Origin of the sequence: Streptomyces sp. NPDC001407, assembly GCF_042895325.1 — a bacterium.
GTDB lineage: Bacteria > Actinomycetota > Actinomycetes > Streptomycetales > Streptomycetaceae > Streptomyces.
In genome coordinates, this window is sequence record NZ_JBIAWF010000013.1 from 192863 (window position 1) to 211549 (window position 18687).

General features: G+C 71.7%; 11 protein-coding genes and 1 tRNA gene. All 12 read left to right on the plus strand.

Annotation, left to right across the window (positions count from 1 at the left end):
* The first annotated feature begins 52 nt into the window (after window positions 1-52).
* Window positions 53-394, plus strand: coding sequence for an anti-sigma factor antagonist BldG (bldG, locus tag ACFY1P_RS19745; RefSeq protein WP_030367299.1), 342 nt, complete (start codon window positions 53-55; stop codon window positions 392-394).
* Window positions 395-514: 120 nt separating this feature from the next.
* The gene (locus tag ACFY1P_RS19750; protein ID WP_361525417.1) at window positions 515-982 is read left to right on the plus strand and encodes an ATP-binding protein; all 468 of its coding nucleotides are present in this window, start codon (window positions 515-517) and stop codon (window positions 980-982) included.
* A gap of 454 nt (window positions 983-1436) precedes the next feature.
* Window positions 1437-3830 (plus strand): sodium-translocating pyrophosphatase, encoded by a 2394-nt coding sequence (locus tag ACFY1P_RS19755; RefSeq protein ID WP_361525420.1) that lies wholly within the window; start codon window positions 1437-1439, stop codon window positions 3828-3830.
* Window positions 3831-4072: 242 nt separating this feature from the next.
* Window positions 4073-4633, plus strand: coding sequence for a small secreted protein (locus tag ACFY1P_RS19760; protein WP_361526511.1), 561 nt, complete (start codon window positions 4073-4075; stop codon window positions 4631-4633).
* 134 nt (window positions 4634-4767) lie between these two features.
* Complete coding sequence (locus ACFY1P_RS19765) at window positions 4768-6294, plus strand: methyltransferase (protein WP_361526514.1); 1527 nt, start codon at window positions 4768-4770, stop codon at window positions 6292-6294.
* Between the two features lie 360 nt (window positions 6295-6654).
* A complete protein-coding gene (gene topA / locus ACFY1P_RS19770; protein WP_390751291.1) occupies window positions 6655-9495 on the plus strand; it encodes a type I DNA topoisomerase in 2841 nt (946 codons plus the stop codon).
* Between the two features lie 671 nt (window positions 9496-10166).
* The gene (tmk, locus tag ACFY1P_RS19775) at window positions 10167-13550 is read left to right on the plus strand and encodes a dTMP kinase (RefSeq protein ID WP_390751292.1); all 3384 of its coding nucleotides are present in this window, start codon (window positions 10167-10169) and stop codon (window positions 13548-13550) included.
* 438 nt (window positions 13551-13988) lie between these two features.
* On the plus strand, window positions 13989-15194 hold the full coding sequence (locus ACFY1P_RS19780) for a DNA polymerase III subunit delta' (protein ID WP_361526523.1): 1206 nt from the start codon (window positions 13989-13991) through the stop codon (window positions 15192-15194).
* A gap of 203 nt (window positions 15195-15397) precedes the next feature.
* Window positions 15398-17041, plus strand: a complete 1644-nt coding sequence (locus ACFY1P_RS19785) for an alpha/beta hydrolase (protein ID WP_390751293.1) — start codon at window positions 15398-15400, stop codon at window positions 17039-17041.
* Between the two features lie 98 nt (window positions 17042-17139).
* Window positions 17140-17213 (plus strand) — tRNA-Thr (locus ACFY1P_RS19790).
* Between the two features lie 256 nt (window positions 17214-17469).
* Window positions 17470-18156 (plus strand): LuxR C-terminal-related transcriptional regulator, encoded by a 687-nt coding sequence (locus ACFY1P_RS19795; protein WP_390751294.1) that lies wholly within the window; start codon window positions 17470-17472, stop codon window positions 18154-18156.
* Between the two features lie 94 nt (window positions 18157-18250).
* Window positions 18251-18687 (plus strand): radical SAM protein (locus ACFY1P_RS19800; protein ID WP_390751295.1); only part of this gene is annotated, 437 nt, incomplete at its 3' end.

Sequence of the window (18687 nt, forward strand, 5' to 3'; positions counted from 1 at the left end):
CGGCTGCCGATCCATGGGGGGCGACCGCTCGATGCAAGGTGCTGGAGGATCCGTGGACCTGTCCCTGTCGACCGAGACCGTAGGCGACCGTACGGTTGTCCGGGTCGGTGGCGAGATTGATGTGTACACCGCGCCCAAGCTGCGTGAGCAGTTGGTCGAGCTTGTCAACGACGGCAGCTATCACCTCGTCGTGGACATGGAGGGCGTCGACTTCCTCGACTCCACCGGGCTCGGCGTGCTGGTCGGCGGCCTCAAGCGGGTGCGAGCCCACGAGGGCTCGCTGCGCCTGGTCTGCAACCAGGAGCGCATTCTGAAGATTTTCCGTATCACCGGCCTCACCAAGGTGTTCCCGATTCACACCTCGGTCGAGGACGCGGTGCAGGCGACCGACTGACGGTCGTCGCAGGAAGACTGCCACGCGGGGGGATCCGGGCCCTGAGGGGCCCGGCCCTCCCCGCGAGTCCGCCCTTTTCCGGAAGAGGGGAAAGGGGCACGTACGACTGAGGGGGATGGCATGGCCACCGTCGAACTGCTCTTCAGTGCCCTTCCCGAGCATGTCCGGACCGCCCGGCTGGTGGCGGCCGCGGTGGCGCGCCGGGCCGGGGTCGACGAGGCCGTGCTGGACGAGCTCCGTCTCGCCGTGGGCGAGGCGTGCTCCCGCGCGGTCGGGCTGCACCTCAATCATGGTGTGACCAGCCCCGTCCGGGTGGTGCTGATCGAGGACGAGAAGAAGTTCTCCATCGAGGTCGGGGACGACGCCCCCAGGCCGCCCGCTGCCGCGCTCGCGGCCGCCAAGGGCGTCGGCGGCGTCCCCGGCCCGTCCGTGCCCGCCCAGGACGACGGAGGGGCGGACGGCGGCGAGGACGACATGGGCCTGGCCGTGATCAGTGGCCTGGTCGACGATGTCGAGGTGACTGCCGACGACAGCGGCGGCCTGATCCGTATGAGCTGGCCGACGACGTCGGCGCACGTCCTGTCGTAGCCGGCCGTCACCGTAATGCCGTAGCGGGCCGTCACGGATCCGGCGTAACCGTCAGGGGCCCGGCGAGGGCCCCCGCTTCGGCGTGCGGCCGCTCCCGAGCAGGGCCCGGGCGCCTGCCGGGCCGCGCCGGAGCCCCGGTGCCCAGGGGCGGATTTCCGCCGTGCGGCATGAGCCGCGGGTCTATTCCGGATCCCTTTTCCGATCTCCTCGTGTCGATCTTTTCTTCGCGGATCTCCGTCCGCGCAATCGGGATCTTTCTCCCGAGATCCTTTGCCGCGCGATCATTCACCCGATCTTCACGGCGGTAAGGCCGGTTCCGTTTGCCGCGCTCTGTTTTGATCTCGGCATGCTCCCTACAATCCGTCCATCTTGAGCTCAGGACGCCTGAGCGTGGCGGCTGTTCCGCGTTCGCGGTGCTGTCGCGCGCCCATGTGCCAAACGTCAGGGAGGACGAATGGCGGGGCCTCTTACCCCTGAACAGGTGGACTTCACTCAGAATCTCGCGGCCGAGCTGACCCGGGGCAATCGCACGCTGGTGCTGGTGATCGGCGCCGTGGCGCTCGCCGCGCTCGGGGTCGCCGTGGTGCTCGTACGGCAGGTCCTCGCGGCGCGTGAGGGCACCGAAAGCATGAGAAAGATCGCCGCGGCGGTGCAGGAGGGCGCGAATGCCTATCTCGCCCGCCAGTTGCGGACCCTCGGCTTTTTCGCCGTGGCCGTGTTCTTCCTGCTCATGCTGTTGCCGGCGGACAACTGGTCGCAGCGCATCGGGCGTTCGGCCTTTTTCCTGGTCGGCGCTCTCTTCTCCGCGGCCACCGGCTATATCGGCATGTGGCTCGCGGTGCGCAGCAATGTGCGGGTGGCCGCCGCCGCGCGCGAGGCCACGCCTGCCGAGGGCGAGCCCGAAAAGGATCTGACGGCCGTGTCGCACAAGGCCATGAAGATCGCTTTCCGTACCGGTGGCGTCGTCGGCATGTGCACGGTCGGGCTGGGCCTCCTGGGCGCCTCGTGCGTGGTGCTGGCGTACAAGTCGGACGCGCCCAAGGTGCTGGAGGGCTTCGGGTTCGGCGCGGCACTGCTCGCGATGTTCATGAGGGTCGGCGGTGGCATCTTCACCAAGGCCGCCGACGTGGGCGCCGACCTGGTCGGCAAGGTGGAACAGGGCATTCCGGAGGACGATCCGCGCAATGCCGCCACCATCGCCGACAATGTGGGCGACAACGTCGGCGACTGCGCGGGCATGGCCGCCGACCTCTTCGAGTCCTACGCCGTGACGCTGGTTGCCGCGCTGATCCTCGGCAAGGCGGCGTTCGGCGACGCGGGCCTCGCCTTTCCGCTGCTCGTCCCCGCCATCGGGGTGCTCACCGCGATGATCGGCATCTTCGCCGTGGCCCCGCGGCGCTCCGACCGCAGCGGGATGACGGCGATCAACCGCGGCTTCTTCATCTCGGCGATCGTCTCCCTGGTGCTGGTCACGGTGGCGGTGTTCGTCTATCTGCCGTCCAGCTACGCCGATTTGAAGGGCATCGGTGACGCCGCCATCAGCGGGCACAAGGGCGATCCGCGGGTGCTCGCCCTGGTGGCGGTGGCCATCGGCATCGTCCTCGCCGCGCTGATCCAGCAACTGACGGGCTATTTCACGGAGACGAGCCGCAGGCCCGTACGCGACATCGGCAAGACCTCGCTGACCGGTCCCGCGACCGTGGTGCTCGCCGGCATCTCCCTCGGTCTGGAATCCGCGGTCTATTCGGCGGTGCTCATCGGGCTCGCCGTCTACGGCGCGTTCCTGCTGGGCGGCACCTCGATCATGCTCGCGCTGTTCGCCGTCGCCCTCGCGGGCACGGGCCTGCTCACCACCGTCGGCGTCATCGTCGCCATGGACACTTTCGGCCCGGTCTCCGACAACGCCCAGGGCATCGCCGAGATGTCCGGGGACGTCGAGGGCGCGGGCGCGCAGGTGCTCACCGACCTCGACGCCGTGGGCAACACCACCAAGGCGATCACCAAGGGCATCGCCATCGCCACGGCGGTGCTGGCGGCGTCGGCGCTCTTCGGCTCCTACCGCGACGCGATCGCCACGGCGGTCGACGACGTCCACGCGAAGTCCACGGAGATGAACCTGAGTCTGGACATCTCGCAGCCCAACAACCTGGTGGGACTGGTGCTGGGCGCCGCCGTCGTCTTCCTCTTCTCGGGGCTCGCCATCAACGCCGTGTCGCGGTCGGCGGGCTCGGTGGTCTACGAGGTGCGGCGGCAGTTCCGCGAGCACCCCGGGATCATGGACTACTCCGAGAAGCCCGAGTACGGGCGCGTGGTGGACATCTGCACCAAGGACGCGCTGCGCGAACTCGCCACGCCAGGGCTGCTCGCCGTCCTGGCGCCGATCGCGGTCGGCTTCTCGCTCGGGGTCGGCGCGCTCGGTTCGTACCTCGCGGGCGCCATCGGCACGGGCACGCTGATGGCCGTCTTCCTGGCCAACTCCGGGGGCGCGTGGGACAACGCCAAGAAGCTGGTCGAGGACGGGCACCACGGCGGCAAGGGGAGCGAGGCGCATGCCGCGACGGTCATCGGTGACACGGTCGGCGACCCGTTCAAGGACACGGCCGGGCCCGCGATCAACCCGCTGCTGAAGGTGATGAACCTGGTGGCGCTGCTGATCGCTCCCGCGGTGGTCAAGTTCTCCTTCGGGGCCGACGCCAACAAGGGGCTGCGGATCGGCGTCGCGGTGCTGGCCGTCGTGGTCATCATCGGCGCCGTCTACGTCTCCAAGCGGCGCGGCGTCGCCATGGACGGTGACGACGGCGAGGCGGAGCGCGCGGCGCACCCCGCGGATCCCGCGGTGGTTTCCTGACGGGCCGGCGGAGCCGGGGCGGGCGGGCGGCGTGCGAAGGCGCGCCGTCCGCCCGCCCGTGCGCCGTCGGTCGCCGCCGTGCCGCGCGAGGGCACCGGGGTGAGTGGATCAAGGTGCGGCGAACGCCACGGCGTTCTTGGTGCAAATGGCTTTAAAAGGGGGCATACGGGGCGCTTGGCTCGGAGGTGGCGTCGCCTGGACGTGTAAGTTCCGGGGCCGGAGCCATCGAAGGGACCAATCCGGTGAACAAGAAGCTTGTGGCTGCACTGTCCGGCGGTGCGGCACTCGTCCTGGCGCTGACCGGCTGCGGCGGGGGCGGCGGGGGCAACAAGAAGCTCGACGACTGGGCCAAGAAGGTCTGCGACCAGATGCAGCCTCAGGTCAAGAAGATCCAGGAAGCCAACCACTCGATCGCCGGCGCCCAGAGCGAAGAGGACTCCAAGAAGGTCCAGCAGACCGACTCCGCGGCCTTCCAGGCCAACGCCGACGCGTACAAGGCGCTGGCCGGCGGCGTGGACAACGCGGGCGCACCGCCCGTCAAGGACGGCGAGAGCAGCCAGAAGAACGCCGTCAAGGCGCTCAACGACCTCTCCGCGGCGTACGCCGGTCTGAAGAAGCGGGTGGACGGGCTGGACACCGGCGACAAGGCGAAGTTCGCCGAGGGGCTCAAGGGAATCGGCGGGGACATCGGGAAGCTGAGCAGCCAGAGCGACGACGCGCTGAAGAAGCTTCAGTCGGGCGACGTGGGCAAGTCGATGGCCAAGCAGCCCGGGTGCCAGAAGACGTCCGTCTCGCCGTCGTAGAAGTCGTAGAAGTCGCAGAAGCGGCTCGTGGAAGCAGGCCGCGGAGGTGGGCGGAGAAGCGGACCCGGAAGCGGGCCCGGAAGCGGCAGGCGGTGCGGTCGGTGATTGTCGGTGGTGCCCCCGACAATGGAGCGGTGAGTACGCACCTCCCCACCGCCGACCCCGCCCGCACCGACCGGCTGCGCAGCGCCCTGCTCTCCGCGGCCTTCACCGCCGACGGCCTCCTCGACCTGCTGGGCGCGCCCGCCTACGCCGCTCTCGCGCGCAGCGAGACCGTGCCCGCGCTGCGTGCCACGCGGGGCGACGGACCGCTGGAGACGCTCGTCCGGCTCTTCCTCCTGCAGCGCCCCGTCGCGTACGCGCGGGCCGCCGCGGCGCTGCCCGTGGACGACTGCCTCGCCGACGGCTGGCTCGTGCGCGACGGCGACGAGGTGCGGGCCACCGTCGACGTGCGCCCCTACGGCGGCCCCGAGGGGCAGGACTGGTGGATCGTCTCCGACCTCGGCTGCGCCGTCGGCGGTGCCGGCGGGATCGCCCAGGGCACCGCCGGTCCGGCCGGGGTGGAGCGCTCGGAGCTCGTCCTCGGTGTCGGCGGGGCGTCCACCACGCTCGCCGGGATCACCGTGCGCACGCCCGTGGCGAGTGCCCTGGACCTCGGCACCGGCTCCGGCATCCAGGCGCTGCACGCCGCTCAGCACGCCACCAAGGTCACCGCGACCGACCTCAACCCCCGGGCGCTGCACTTCGCCAGGCTCACCCTGGCGCTCTCCGGCGCGCCTGAGGCCGACCTGCGCGAGGGCTCGCTCTTCGAGCCGGTCGCCCACGACACGTACGACCTGATCGTCTCCAACCCCCCGTTCGTCATCTCCCCGGGCGCCCGGCTCACCTACCGCGACGGCGGGATGGGCGGCGACGACCTCTGCCGCACGCTCGTCCAGCAGGCGGGGGAGCGGCTCAACGACGGCGGTTACTGCCAGCTGCTCGCCAACTGGCAGCACGTCGAGGGCGAGGACTGGCGCGACCGGCTGTCGTCCTGGGTGCCGCGCGGCTGCGACGCCTGGATCGTCCAGCGCGAGGTGCAGGACGTCGCGCAGTACGCCGAGCTGTGGCTGCGTGACGGCGGCGACCACCGGTCGGCCCCCGAGGCCTACGCGGCGCGCTATGACGCGTGGCTGGACGAATTCGCGGCCCGGAAGACCAAGGCCGTCGGATTTGGCTGGATCACGCTGCGCAAAACGGGCTCGGAGCGGCCTTCCGTCACGGCGGAGGAGTGGCCGCACCCGGTCGAGCAGCCGCTGGGTGCATCCGTTCGGGCCCATTTCGAGCGGCAGGACTTCCTGCGTTCGCATGACGACGCCGCGCTGCTCGCCGCCCGCTTCCGGCTGGCCGACGAGGTCGTCCAGGAGCAGGTCGGGATGCCCGGCGCGGAGGATCCGGAGCACGTCGTCCTCCGGCAGAACCGCGGAATGCGGCGGGCGACCAAGGTCGACACGGTCGGCGCGGGCTTCGCCGGGGTGTGTGACGGCTCTCTCAGCGCGGGACGGATTCTGGACGCCATCGCGCAGCTCGTCGGTGAGGACGCGGTGGCGCTGCGCGACCGCACGCCGGAGTCGATCCGGCTGCTCGTGGAGCAGGGGTTTTTGGTGCCCGTGGAGGGCTGACAACGCCGTTCGGAGGGGTCGGGTTCACGTCACGTATGGCTGGGCATCGTCTTCTGGGGCCGCGGGTGGCAGGGCGCTCACCTGCGATTCCTCGTGCGGTTGCCCGTGACGGGCCGTCGTGGGGTCCCCGGCCCCCGGTCCTCGTGGGCCGGGAGCCCGCCCGGGACGCCTCCGGCGGGGTCCTACCGCCGGTTCACTCCGGTGGTGTGCCGGTCCGGGCGGCAGACAGGACGCTTGTCGGGTTACCGTTCGAGTGGCGTTGCGGGCTTTTTCCGTTTGACACGGGGGCGGGATGTACCGTCACACTCCGCAGCGTCACCGCAGCGCCTACACCGAGTGCCGACCGGAAGAAGAGCGAAGTTGTCCCCGACCAGCGAGACCGCACAGGGCGGCCGCCGACTCGTCATCGTCGAGTCGCCTGCCAAGGCGAAGACGATCAAGGGCTACCTCGGCCCCGGATACGTCGTCGAGGCGAGCGTCGGGCACATCCGTGACCTGCCGAACGGGGCCGCCGAGGTCCCGGCCAAGTACAAGGGCGAGCCGTGGGCCCGGCTCGGCGTGAACGTCGACGCCGACTTCCAGCCCATCTATGTCGTCAACCACGACAAGAAGGACCAGGTCAAGAAGCTCAAGGAGCTGCTGGCCGACTCCGACGAGCTCTTCCTCGCCACCGATGAGGACCGCGAGGGCGAGGCCATCGCCTGGCACCTCCAGGAAGTCCTCAAGCCCAAGGTCCCGGTCCGCCGGATGGTCTTCCACGAGATCACCAAGGACGCGATCCGCGAGGCCGTCGCCAATCCCCGCGAGCTGAACAAGAAGCTCGTCGACGCCCAGGAGACCCGCCGCATCCTCGACCGCCTCTACGGCTACGAGGTCTCGCCGGTCCTGTGGAAGAAGGTCATGCCGCGGCTCTCGGCCGGCCGCGTGCAGTCCGTCGCCACCCGGCTCGTCGTCGAGCGCGAGCGCGAGCGCATCGCCTTCCGCTCCGCCGAGTACTGGGACCTCACCGGCACCTTCGCCACCGGGCGCGGCGGCGACGCCAGCGACCCGGGCAGCATCGCCGCGCGGCTGACCGCCGTCGACGGCCGCCGCGTCGCGCAGGGCCGCGACTTCGGCTCGACCGGCCGGCTCAAGGACGGCTCGCCGGTCCTGCACCTGGACGAGGCCAACGCCCGCGCGCTGGCCGCGGCTCTCGCGGACTCCGCGTTCTCGGTGCGGTCCGTCGAGTCCAAGCCGTACCGCCGCTCGCCGTACGCGCCGTTCCGCACGACCACCCTCCAGCAGGAGGCGTCGCGCAAGCTCGGCTTCGGCGCGAAGGCCACCATGCAGGTGGCCCAGAAGCTGTACGAGAACGGCTTCATCACCTATATGCGTACGGACTCCACCACGCTGTCCGACACCGCGGTCTCCGCGGCCAGGGCGCAGGTGACGCAGCTCTACGGCGCCGACTATCTGCCGGAGAAGCCGCGCACGTACGCCGGCAAGGTCAAGAACGCGCAGGAGGCGCACGAGGCGATCCGGCCTTCGGGTGATCGTTTCCGCACGCCTGCCGAGACCGGCCTGACCGGCGACCAGTTCCGGCTCTACGAGCTCATCTGGAAGCGGACCGTCGCCTCCCAGATGAAGGACGCGACCGGCAACTCCGTCACCGTCAAGATCGGCGGCCGGGCGAGCGACGGCCGCGACGCCGAGTTCAGCGCGTCCGGCAAGACGATCACCTTCCACGGCTTCATGAAGGCGTACGTCGAAGGCGCCGACGACCCGAACGCCGAGCTCGACGACCGCGAGCGGCGCCTCCCGCAGGTCACCGAGGGCGACGCGCTGACCGCCGACGAGATCACCGCCGACGGCCACGCCACCAAGCCCCCGGCGCGCTACACCGAGGCCTCGCTGGTCAAGGAGCTGGAGGAGCGGGAGATCGGCCGCCCGTCGACGTACGCGTCGATCATCGGCACGATCCTCGACCGCGGCTATGTCTTCAAGAAGGGCACGGCCCTGGTGCCGTCCTTCCTGTCCTTCGCCGTCGTGAACCTCCTGGAGAAGCACTTCGGGCGGCTCGTCGACTACGACTTCACCGCCTCCATGGAGGAGGACCTCGACCGCATCGCGCGCGGCGAGGCCCAGGCCGTGCCGTGGCTGCGCCGCTTCTACTTCGGTTCCGCGGACGGCCCCGAGGGCTCCGCCGCCGACGCCGGCAACGGCGACGGCGACCACCTCGGCGGCCTCAAGGAGCTCGTCACCGACCTGGGCGCGATCGACGCCCGCGAGGTCTCCTCGTTCCCGGTCGGCGAGGGCATCGTGCTGCGCGTCGGCCGCTACGGCCCGTACGTCGAGCGCGGCGAGAAGGACTCCGAGGGCCACCAGCGCGCCGACGTGCCGGACGACCTGGCGCCCGACGAGCTCACCGTCGCCTACGCCGAGGAGCTGCTCGCCAAGCCGAGCGGCGACTTCGAGCTGGGCAAGGACCCCGAGAGCGGCAACCAGATCGTCGCCAAGGACGGCCGCTACGGTCCGTACGTCACCGAGATCCTGCCCGAGGGCACGCCCAAGACCGGCAAGAACGCCGTGAAGCCGCGCACCGCCTCGCTCTTCAAGACCATGTCGCTCGACACGGTCACCCTCGAGGACGCGCTCAAGCTGATGTCGCTGCCGCGCGTCGTCGGCAAGGACGCGGAGGGCGTGGAGATCACCGCGCAGAACGGCCGCTACGGCCCGTATCTGAAGAAGGGCACCGACTCGCGCTCCCTGGAGACCGAGGACCAGCTCTTCACGATCACGCTCGACGAGGCCCTCGCGATCTACGCCCAGCCCAAGCAGCGCGGCCGCGCCGCGGCCAAGCCGCCGCTTAAGGAGCTCGGCACGGACCCGGTCAGCGAGCGTCCCGTCGTGGTCAAGGACGGCCGGTTCGGCCCGTACGTGACCGACGGCGAGACCAACGCGACGCTGCGCCGCGACGACGACGTCGAGACGATCACGCCGGAGCGGGGCTACGAGCTGCTCGCCGAGAAGCGGGCGAAGGGGCCGGCGAAGAAGACGGCCAAGAAGGCGCCTGCGAAGAAGACGGCGGCGAAGAAGACGACGTCTGCTGCGGCGAAGAAGACTGCCGCGAAGAAGACCGCGGCGAAGAAGACGACGACTGCGGCGGCGGCGAAGAAGACGACGGCGAAGAAGGCGGCTGCGTCCAAGGCTGCGGCGGAGTAGGGGGGTGGGGCGGGGTTGCTTTCCCCGCCCCACCCCTTTCCGGCTGCGTCTGATGTTGCTGCTCCGCGTGGGGGCTCCGCCCTGGCCCCGAGGCTGCGGGTGGGTGGGCGCCTGCGGCGGGCTTTTTCCCCTACCCGCCCCTTCCCGAAACTGGGGCGCTGCCCCAGACCCCGATGTGCGGGCCTGTTCGCCGCCTGCGGCGGGAGCGCCCTGCGGGCGCGTCCTCAAACGCCGGACGGGCTGAAAAACAAAAGCATGGCGCACCCCACGACCCGATGTCGCTCTCCGGCGGGAGGGGGTGGGGTCGGAGGGTGGGGTTCTGGAACGCGGTGCGTCTTGACGGGACTCAATACGTCTTACGGTGCCCGCACCGCGTTCCAGGTCCTCAGCCCGGAGGCCCCGCCCCCGGCACCCGCCACAACCCAAGCCCGGCCGGCGTTTGAGGCCGCTCGCCGCAGGCGCAATGGACCCGCACCCAAAAACCGCCCCCGCACCCAGCGGAAAGCGCACCCACCACAAACCCAGCCCGGCCGGCGTTTGAGGCCGCTCGCCGCAGGCGCACACAACCCGCACAAGACAACGAGCCGCCCGCAAAACACCCCGCCACACAACATTCGTACGGGCGTTCCATGAAGACGCAACCCCCCGGCGCAGCCGGATAGGCTGGCAGGATGACGCGAGCCGAGCAGCCAACAGTGGAAACCCCCACAACCGGGGCACTGGCCGAGGACTCCCGTGAGCGTGCCGTGCGGGCTCTGTTGCGCTTTCCGCCGCTGCGGCGGCTGTGGAGTGCGCAGTTCGTCGGCGGGATCGGGGACTGCCTCGCCCTGCTGGTGCTCCTGCTCCTGTCGTTCCAGGCGGCAGTCGCGGCGGGCTCCTTCGGGGGCGGTTACCGCGGTGCCGCCCTGGCGGTCGCCGCGGTCCTCGGCGCGCGGCTGCTCGCGACGCTGCTCTTCGGGGCCGTCCTGCTCGGGCCGGTCTCCTCGCTGATCGCGCCGAACGGCCCGCTGGACCGCCGCTGGACGATGCTCGTCGCCGACGGCGTACGGCTGGCGGTTCTCGCGGTGGCGCCGCTGTGGACCGGCTGGACCAGCACCAAGGCCCTCCCGCTGCTGCTCGTGTCCGCCTTCGTCGTGGGCGTCGCCGAGCGCTTCTGGACCGTGGCCAAGGACGGCGCGGCGCCCGCGCTGCTGCCCAGGCCGCCCACCGAGGGTGCCGCCGTCCGGCCGCTGCCGGACCCCTACGACGCGCTGCGTCGCCTGTCGCTGCGGACGAACTTCGTCGCGCTGCCCATAGCCGCCGCCGCGCTCGTCGTCATCACCCTCGTCAGTAATCTGCTCGGCTCCGGCATCGCGTGGTTCCACGCGCACCAGGCGGCCATGGGCTCCTTCCTGGCGGCCGCGCTGTTCGCCGGTTCCGCCTCGATCCTCTACCTCCTCGAACTTCCCGGCGTGCAGTCGCCGCGCGTGCGCTCCCCTCTTGAGGGACTGCGCCGCCCCCGGACGCAGCACGGTCCCGACACCGGGCGCACGGGCGCCATCCCGGTGCTCGTCCTCGCCTGTGCCGCCGTCGCGGGCGCGATCGCCGCGGCCGTCGGCGTGGCCACGCTCCAGGCCGTCGACCTGGGCGGCGGGCCGGTGGCCTTCGGGCTGCTGGTGCTCGCGCTGAGCGGCGGCCCCGTCATCGGCATCCGCGCCGCGCGGAAGGTCCTGCCGGGCTTCTCGCGCCGCCGCCTGCTCGCCCTGGCCCTCGCCCTGACGGGCCTCGCGCTGCTGATCGCGGGTCTGGTGCCGGACCCGACGACGGTCCTGCTGCTGATCCTGCTCGCGGGCGTCGGCGCGGGTGTCGTCGCCAACACCGGCCACTCCCTGCTCGACCAGGAGACCGAGGAGGCCCGGCGGGCCCGGACGACCGACCACCTGCACGCCGTCGTCCGCGTCACCGCGGCGCTCGGCGCGGTGGTCGCGCCGCTGCTCGCCGCCGCCATCGGGCCGCACCGGGTGGAGAGCGGCAGCTTCGTCTTCGCGCACGGCGGGGCCGCGTTCACGCTGATGCTCATCGGCGCGCTGCTGCTGCCCGTCGGCGCCATCGTCCTCGGCAAGACGGACGACCGGCACGGCGTACCGTTCCGCCGCGACCTGATGGACGTCCTGCGGGGCGGCGACCCCGCGCAGGCGCCGTCGGGCACCGGCTTCTTCATCGCCTTCGAGGGCGGCGACGGGGCCGGAAAGTCGACACAGGTGCAGGCCGTCGCCGACTGGATCCGCGGCAAGGGGCACGAGGTCGTCGTCACCCGGGAGCCCGGCGCCACGGCCATCGGCAAGCGGCTGCGCGCGATCCTGCTGGACGTCGGCTCCGCCGGTCTGTCCGACCGTGCCGAGGCCCTGCTCTACGCCGCCGACCGCGCGCAGCACGTCGACTCCGTCGTACGGCCCGCGCTGGAGCGCGGCGCGGTGGTCATCACCGACCGCTACATCGACTCGTCCGTCGCCTATCAGGGCGCCGGCCGCGACCTCTCGCCGACCGAGATCGCCCGTATCTCCCGCTGGGCCACGGACGGGCTCGTTCCGCACCTGACGGTGCTGCTGGACGTCTCGCCCGAGACCGCCCGGGAGCGCTTCACGGAGGCGCCGGACCGGCTGGAGTCCGAGCCGGCGGAGTTCCACCAGCGCGTACGGACCGGGTTCCTCACCCTCGCCGCCGCCGACCCCGCGCGCTATCTCGTGGTGGACGCCGGGCAGGAGCCGGAGGCCGTCTCCACGGTCGTGCGGCACCGGCTCGACGAGGTCCTCCCGCTCTCCGCCCAGGAGATCGAGGCCCGGGAGCAGGCCCGCAAGGCGGCCGAGGAGGAGGCCCGGCGTAAGGCCGAGGAAGAGGCCGCGCGCAAGGCGGAGGAGGAGCGCCTGGAGCGCGAGCGCCAGGCGCAGCTCGCCAAGCTGCGGGCCGAGGAGGAAGAGCGCAAGCGGCGCGAAGCGGAAGAGGCGCGCCGGAAGGAAGAGGCGCGCCTCGCCGAGGAGGCCCGGCAGCGGGCCGAGGAAGCGCGCCTCCTGGCCGAGCAGGAGCGCAAGCGCCGCGAGGCGGAGGAGCGTACGCGCGCCGCCGAGCAGGAACGACTCCGCAAGCAGGCCGAGGAAGAGGCGCGGCTGCGCGCCGAGGCGGAGGAACGGCGCCTGGAGAAGCAGCGCAAGGCGGAAGAGGCGCTGCTGCGGGCCGAGCGGGCGCGCGTCGAGGCGGAGGCGGCGGCCGCGGCTGCTTCGGCCTCTGCCGCTGCTGCGGCTTCCGCCCCGGCTTCCGCTCCGGCCTCCGAGGCGCCGACGGTCGAGCGGCCGTCGCTGCGGAAGGACGAGCGGCGGGACGACTCCGCCGATGCCGACGCGGCGCAGACGGTGGAGACGCCGGCTCCGCCGGCTTCCGGCGGCTTCGACGGTGCGCGGACGGTGCGCAGGCCGATCGTCGGCCGGCCGGACCCGCGGCGGGGCGACCCCGACCTGACGCCGACGGTGGAGCGGCCCCGTTACGAGCCGCGCGAGGAGCAGCCGGAGGGTGCCGCCGACGAGACGGCGGTGCTCCCGCCCGTGCGGCCCGCGCCGCCGGTCGTCCGCCCGGAGACGCCGCAGCGCGTCACCTGGGGGGTGGAGCAGGAGAAGTCCGACGGCGGCTCGGAGTCCGAGGAGACGGCGGTGCTTCCGCAGCCGGTGGCGCGTCCTGAGGAGGAGCCCGCGGCGGGTGCGTCCGGTGCCGCTGCCGAGGACGAGACCGCGGTGCTTCCGCCCGTACGTCCCGAAGGCCCCGCCCCGGCCGCGCGGACCGATCGTCCCGAGGACCCGGCGGACCGCGTGCCGACGTGGTTGTTCCGGCCGGAGGACGGCGAGCGGACGCGCGAGATTCCGCGTACGGCGGAGGACGGACCTGAGAGCCGCCGACGCCGCCCCGGCTGGGCGGAACCGGCCTCCGACGACGCCCCCACGCTGGCGGACGAACTGCTGGGCCCGCGCGAGGACACGCGCCGCCCGGCGGACGACGAACAGAAGGGCCGCCGCCGGGGCGGACGCTGAGGCGTCCGCCGGCCCCTGGCGTTGCTTGGCCGGGGGCCGGCGTCGGCCTGTGTGCGGCGGCCGGCTCTCAGGGGCCGGCCGTGGCCAGGAGGCACGAGGGTTCCGTCGGCCCCGGCGGCATCGGTTGTCCGTCGGCCCTTACGCCTGAGGCGGGTGCTTCCTGTAGCTGCGCGCCGCCGGGGCGGGAGGTCCGCGTCGGCCTCGGGGCTTTGCTGACCCGGGTGCCGCGCTCGTCTCCGGTCGGCTGTCCGGTCTGAGGGCGTGCGGCGGGTGTTTCCTGGAGTTGCGCGCTGCGGGGCGGGAGGTCCGTAGCGGCCGCGACCCGGTGCCGCGCCGTCCCCGGCCGGCCGTCCGGCCCGAGGGCGCGTGGCGGGCGGTGTCAGTGCCGTGTCCCACAATGGGTAGCCGCAGGACCAACAGTGCGCTCGGAGGACAGCCATGGCGGTGTGGGACGACCTGGTCGGTCAGGACCGGGTGACGGAGCAGCTCTCCGCTGCCGCCCGCGACGCGGACGCGCTGGTCACGGCAGGCAGCGGAGGGGGCGAGAGCGGCGGGTCGATGACGCACGCCTGGCTGTTCACCGGTCCGCCCGGATCCGGCCGGGCCACCGCGGCCCGTGCGTTCGCCGCCGCGCTCCAGTGCGTCAGCCCCGACCGGTCGCTCGGCGGGGCGCCCGGCTGCGGGTTCTGCGACGGCTGCCACACCAGCCTCGTGGGCACCCACGCCGACGTCGAGGTCGTGCGCACCGACCAGCTGTCGATCGGCGTCAAGGAAACCCGCGACCTCGTCCGCCGTGCACAGCTGTCCCCGGCCGGCGGCCGCTGGCAGGTGATCGTCCTGGAGGACGCCGACCGGCTGACCGAAGGCGCGGGCAACGTCCTGCTCAAGGCGGTGGAGGAGCCCGCTCCGCGCACCGTGTGGCTGCTGTGCGCGCCCTCCCTGGAGGACGTGCTGCCGACGATCCGCTCCCGCTGCCGCCTGCTCACCCTGCGGACGCCGCCCGTCGCCGCGGTCGCTGACCTCCTCGTCCGCCGCGACGGCATCGAGCCCGAGCTCGCCGGTCAGTCGGCGCAAGCCACGATGGGCCACATCGGCAGGGCCCGCCGCCTCGCCACGGACGAGCGCGCCCGCGCCCGCCGCGCGGCCGTCCTCAGACTTCCGCTCCGCGTCGACGACATCGGCGGCTGCCTCAAGGCCGCCCAGGAGCTGATCGACGCGGCTGCTGAGGACGCCAAGCAGGTCGCCGAGGAGGTCGACACGAAGGAGACCGAGGAGCTGCGCGCCGCCCTCGGCGCGGCGGCCGGCACCGGCAGCCGCCTCCCGCGCGGCACGGCGGGCGCCATGAAGGAGCTCCAGGACCGCCAGAAGCGCCGCAGTACGCGCACCCAGCGCGACAGCCTCGACCTCGCCCTCGTGGATCTGACCGGCTTCTACCGCGACGTGCTGGCGATGCAGCTCGGCTCGCGCGTGGAGCTCGCCAACACCGACTACCGGGACGCCCTCCAGCGCGTCGCCGCGGGCTCCGGCCCGGAGCGGACGCTGCGCCGCATCGAGGCGATCATCGAGTGCCGCCGCGCCCTCGACCGCAACGTGGCACCGCTGCTCGCGGTCGAGGCGATGACGATGGCGCTCCGGGCGGGCTGAACCCCCGGTTCCGCGGGCCCACGCGCGCACCCGCCGACAGTTACGCGATCTCACTCATACGAGGCCATGTGGCCCGGCAACCGGCCATGCCGCACACCCATATGGATACGCTCCGTACGGGCACCGTGATCTGACGTAACCAACAGTCATCCCCGCTGCTCGTCCTTTTCATGCCTCATTCACTCCATCAGAGGGACCAGCCGATGGATTCCAGCCGTCTGCTCCGCACCTCAGGCGCCGTCATCGCGACCGCGGCACTGCTGATCTCCGGCTGTGCCCTGGAGGACTCGGCGCCGAGCGCGTCGGCGGCGGCGAGACCGCGCGTCCAGGGTGACGGGCGCGCCTGGAGCGACCTCCCCGCCGTGGGCGCGATCGGTGCCGGCGGCTCTCTCGCGGGCCCCGCGAGCACCCTCGCGCCGCTCCCGAGGGCGCTGCCTTCCGCGCTGCGGCCCTATTACGCCCAGAAACTCGCCTGGCACGCGTGCGGCGCCACCGGGTTCGAGTGCGCCACCCTGACCGCGCCGCTGGACTACGACCGGCCGCGGGCGGGCGACGACATCAAGCTCGCCGTCTCCCGCAAGAAGGCGACCGGCTCCGGCGAGCACCTCGGCTCCCTGATGGTCAACCCGGGCGGACCGGGCGGCTCGGCGATCCACTACCTCCAGCAGTACGCGGGGAACGGCTACCCCGCCGCCGTCCGCGCGCGGTACGACCTGGTCGGCATGGACCCGCGCGGCGTCGCCGCGAGCGAGCCGGTCACCTGTCTCTCGGACGCCGAGATGGACGCCTACACACAGGTGGACCAGACGCCCGACGACGCCACCGAGATCGCCGAGCTGGTCGAGGCGTACCAGAAGTTCGCGGACGGCTGCGCGAGCCGCTCCGGCAAGCTCCTGGCCCATGTCTCGACCGTCGACGCCGCCCGCGACATGGACGTCCTCCGCGCGGCCCTGGGCGACGAGAAGCTGGCGTACGTCGGCGCCTCGTACGGCACCTTCCTCGGTGCCACCTATGCCGGGCTCTTCCCGTCCCGCGTCGGCCGCCTGGTGCTCGACGGCGCGCTGGATCCCTCGCTGGACGCGGAGCGCATCAACCGCGACCAGACCGCCGGCTTCCAGACCGCCTTCACCGCCTTCGTGCAGGACTGCCTCAAGCGCAAGGACTGCCCCCTTGCCCCCGCCACGAACGCCGCGGCGGCGGGGGACCGGCTCGCCGCGCTCTTCAAGCAGCTCGACGCCCACCCGGTGCAGGCCGGCAAGCGCAAGCTCACCGAGAGCCTGGCCACCACGGGTGTGATCTCCGCCATGTACGACGAGGCCGCCTGGGCCCTCCTGCGCAAGGGGTTGCGGGACGCGGAGAACGGCGACGGCGCTCTGCTGCTCAGGCTCTCGGACGCCTATTACGAGCGGGACGGCAAGGGCTCGTACACCAACCTGATGTTCGCCAACGCCGCCGTGAACTGCCTCGACCTCCCGCCGGCCTTCCGCAACCCCAACGACGTCCGCGAGGCCCTCCCCGACTTCCGCAAGGCGTCGCCCGTCTTCGGCGCCAGCCTCGCCTGGTCCTCGCTGACCTGCGGTTATTGGTCGGTGCCCGCCACCGGTCGGCCCCACCGGATCCCCGCGCGGGGCGCCGCCCCGATCCTCGTCGTGGGCACCACCCGCGACCCCGCGACCCCCTACCCCTGGGCCCGCTCCCTGGCCTCGCAGCTCTCCTCCGGCCGCCTCCTCACCTACGACGGCGACGGTCACACGGCCTACACCCGGGGCAGCAAGTGCGTCGACAACGCGATCAACAACTACCTCCTCACGAACACCCCGCCGCCCGCCGACCAGAAGTGCTCCTGACCTGCGGATCCCCTGCCCCGGCGGCCGTGTACGGAGCACCCCTCGAAACTGTGTAGACTTGGCCGCGCTGCTGATGCCGAACCGGTGTCCGGCAGCTTGCCGCCTTAGCTCAGTTGGCCAGAGCAACGCACTCGTAATGCGTAGGTCTCGGGTTCGAATCCCGAAGGCGGCTCAGGTGAAGCCCGGGTCGGAATTTCTGACCCGGGCTTTCTTGTCTCTTCGAGAGGCCGGGTCTCTTCGGGGCCCGGGGCGCAGATCACAGTTCCTGTCCGGGTCCGGTTCCCGGCCCCGTCGCTACAGTGGAAATGATCAGCATCGGACGTGCGGTGATGGATTCGGCGCGATCACGGGGGCAGTAGAGCGGAGCTTGTTCTTTCACTTCGTGCTTCGGCGTGCCCGTGGCGTGCGAAGGAAAGGAACGCCCCCCCATGTCTCCCCATCTCAAGGCCGCCGTCGATACGGTCCGCCGCCCGGCCGGCCCCCAGCAGAGCTGTATGGCGGGGCTGGACACGACGCTCACCATACGTGCGGCCGATACCGACTTCGTGCGTCAATTCGGGGGCACCGCCGAAGAGTTGTGCGGTCGGCATCTCTACGATCTGCTGGATCCGAGTGCGCCGGAGGTGCTGGGCCGGCAGTTCGCGGGGCTTTCGTCGGGCGGGCATTCCCGCTTCACCGAGCGGGTCGTCGGATATCAGCGCGACCGTACTCCGTTTTCGGCGGAGATCACCGGAATCAGTATTCATACCTCCCATTGCGCACCGGATGCGCCCACCTACCTCATTGCCGTACATCCGGCCGGCGAGCCCACCGTGCCGCCCGCCGGATCGCTCCTCTCACCGGTGGACGCGCGCATTCTGGAGGGCATCGCCAAAGGCACCTCGAACCTCCAGCTGGCGTCGCAGCTCTACCTCAGCAGGCAGGGCGTCGAGTACCACGTGGGGCGCATGCTGCGGCAGTTGAAGGTGCCCAACCGCGCCGCGCTCGTGGCCCGCGCGCACTCCCTCGGGATTCTCGGCACCGACACCTGGCCGCCGCGCGTGCGGCCGCAGTTCGTCAAGGGCGCGGACCACGGCGCGCGCCGCGGCGCCGATTCGGGCAAGGCCGCTTCCTAGCAAAGCGCCTGTGGTGTGGGGAATTCCCTAGACCTGACTCCGGGAGGATGCGAGGACCGTGCCCTCGTGGGCACTGACGGAGGAGGTAACGGGGATGGACGCTGGGCTGAAGCGTGAGCTGGAGGAGAAGGTTCACGCGGGTGAGCGGCTGACGCGCGAGGACGGTATCGCTCTCTACGAGTCCGATGATCTGGCGTGGCTGGGCGGTCTGGCGCATGAGGTGCGCACCCGTAAGAACGGTGATGTCGTCCATTTCAACGTCAACCGTCACCTCAACATGACGAATGTGTGTACGGCGTCGTGTGCGTACTGCTCGTTCCAGCGGAAGCCGGGTGAGAAGGACGCGTACACGATGCGTATCGAGGAGGCCGTCCGTCTGGCGAAGGCGATGGAGGGCGAGAACCTCACCGAGCTGCACATCGTCAACGGTCTGCATCCGACGCTGCCCTGGCGGTACTACCCCCGCTCGCTGCGCGCTCTGAAGGAGGCGCTGCCGAGTGTGTCGCTGAAGGCGTTCACGGCGACCGAGAT

Coding starts and splice junctions, on each gene's coding strand:
- ACFY1P_RS19795 (WP_390751294.1), top strand. CDS start 17,470: ATGTCTCCCCATCTCAAGGCCGCCGTCGATACGGTCCGCCGCCCGGCC.
- ACFY1P_RS19755 (WP_361525420.1), top strand. CDS start 1,437: ATGGCGGGGCCTCTTACCCCTGAACAGGTGGACTTCACTCAGAATCTC.
- ACFY1P_RS19785 (WP_390751293.1), top strand. CDS start 15,398: ATGGATTCCAGCCGTCTGCTCCGCACCTCAGGCGCCGTCATCGCGACC.
- tmk (WP_390751292.1), top strand. CDS start 10,167: ATGACGCGAGCCGAGCAGCCAACAGTGGAAACCCCCACAACCGGGGCA.
- ACFY1P_RS19750 (WP_361525417.1), top strand. CDS start 515: ATGGCCACCGTCGAACTGCTCTTCAGTGCCCTTCCCGAGCATGTCCGG.
- ACFY1P_RS19780 (WP_361526523.1), top strand. CDS start 13,989: ATGGCGGTGTGGGACGACCTGGTCGGTCAGGACCGGGTGACGGAGCAG.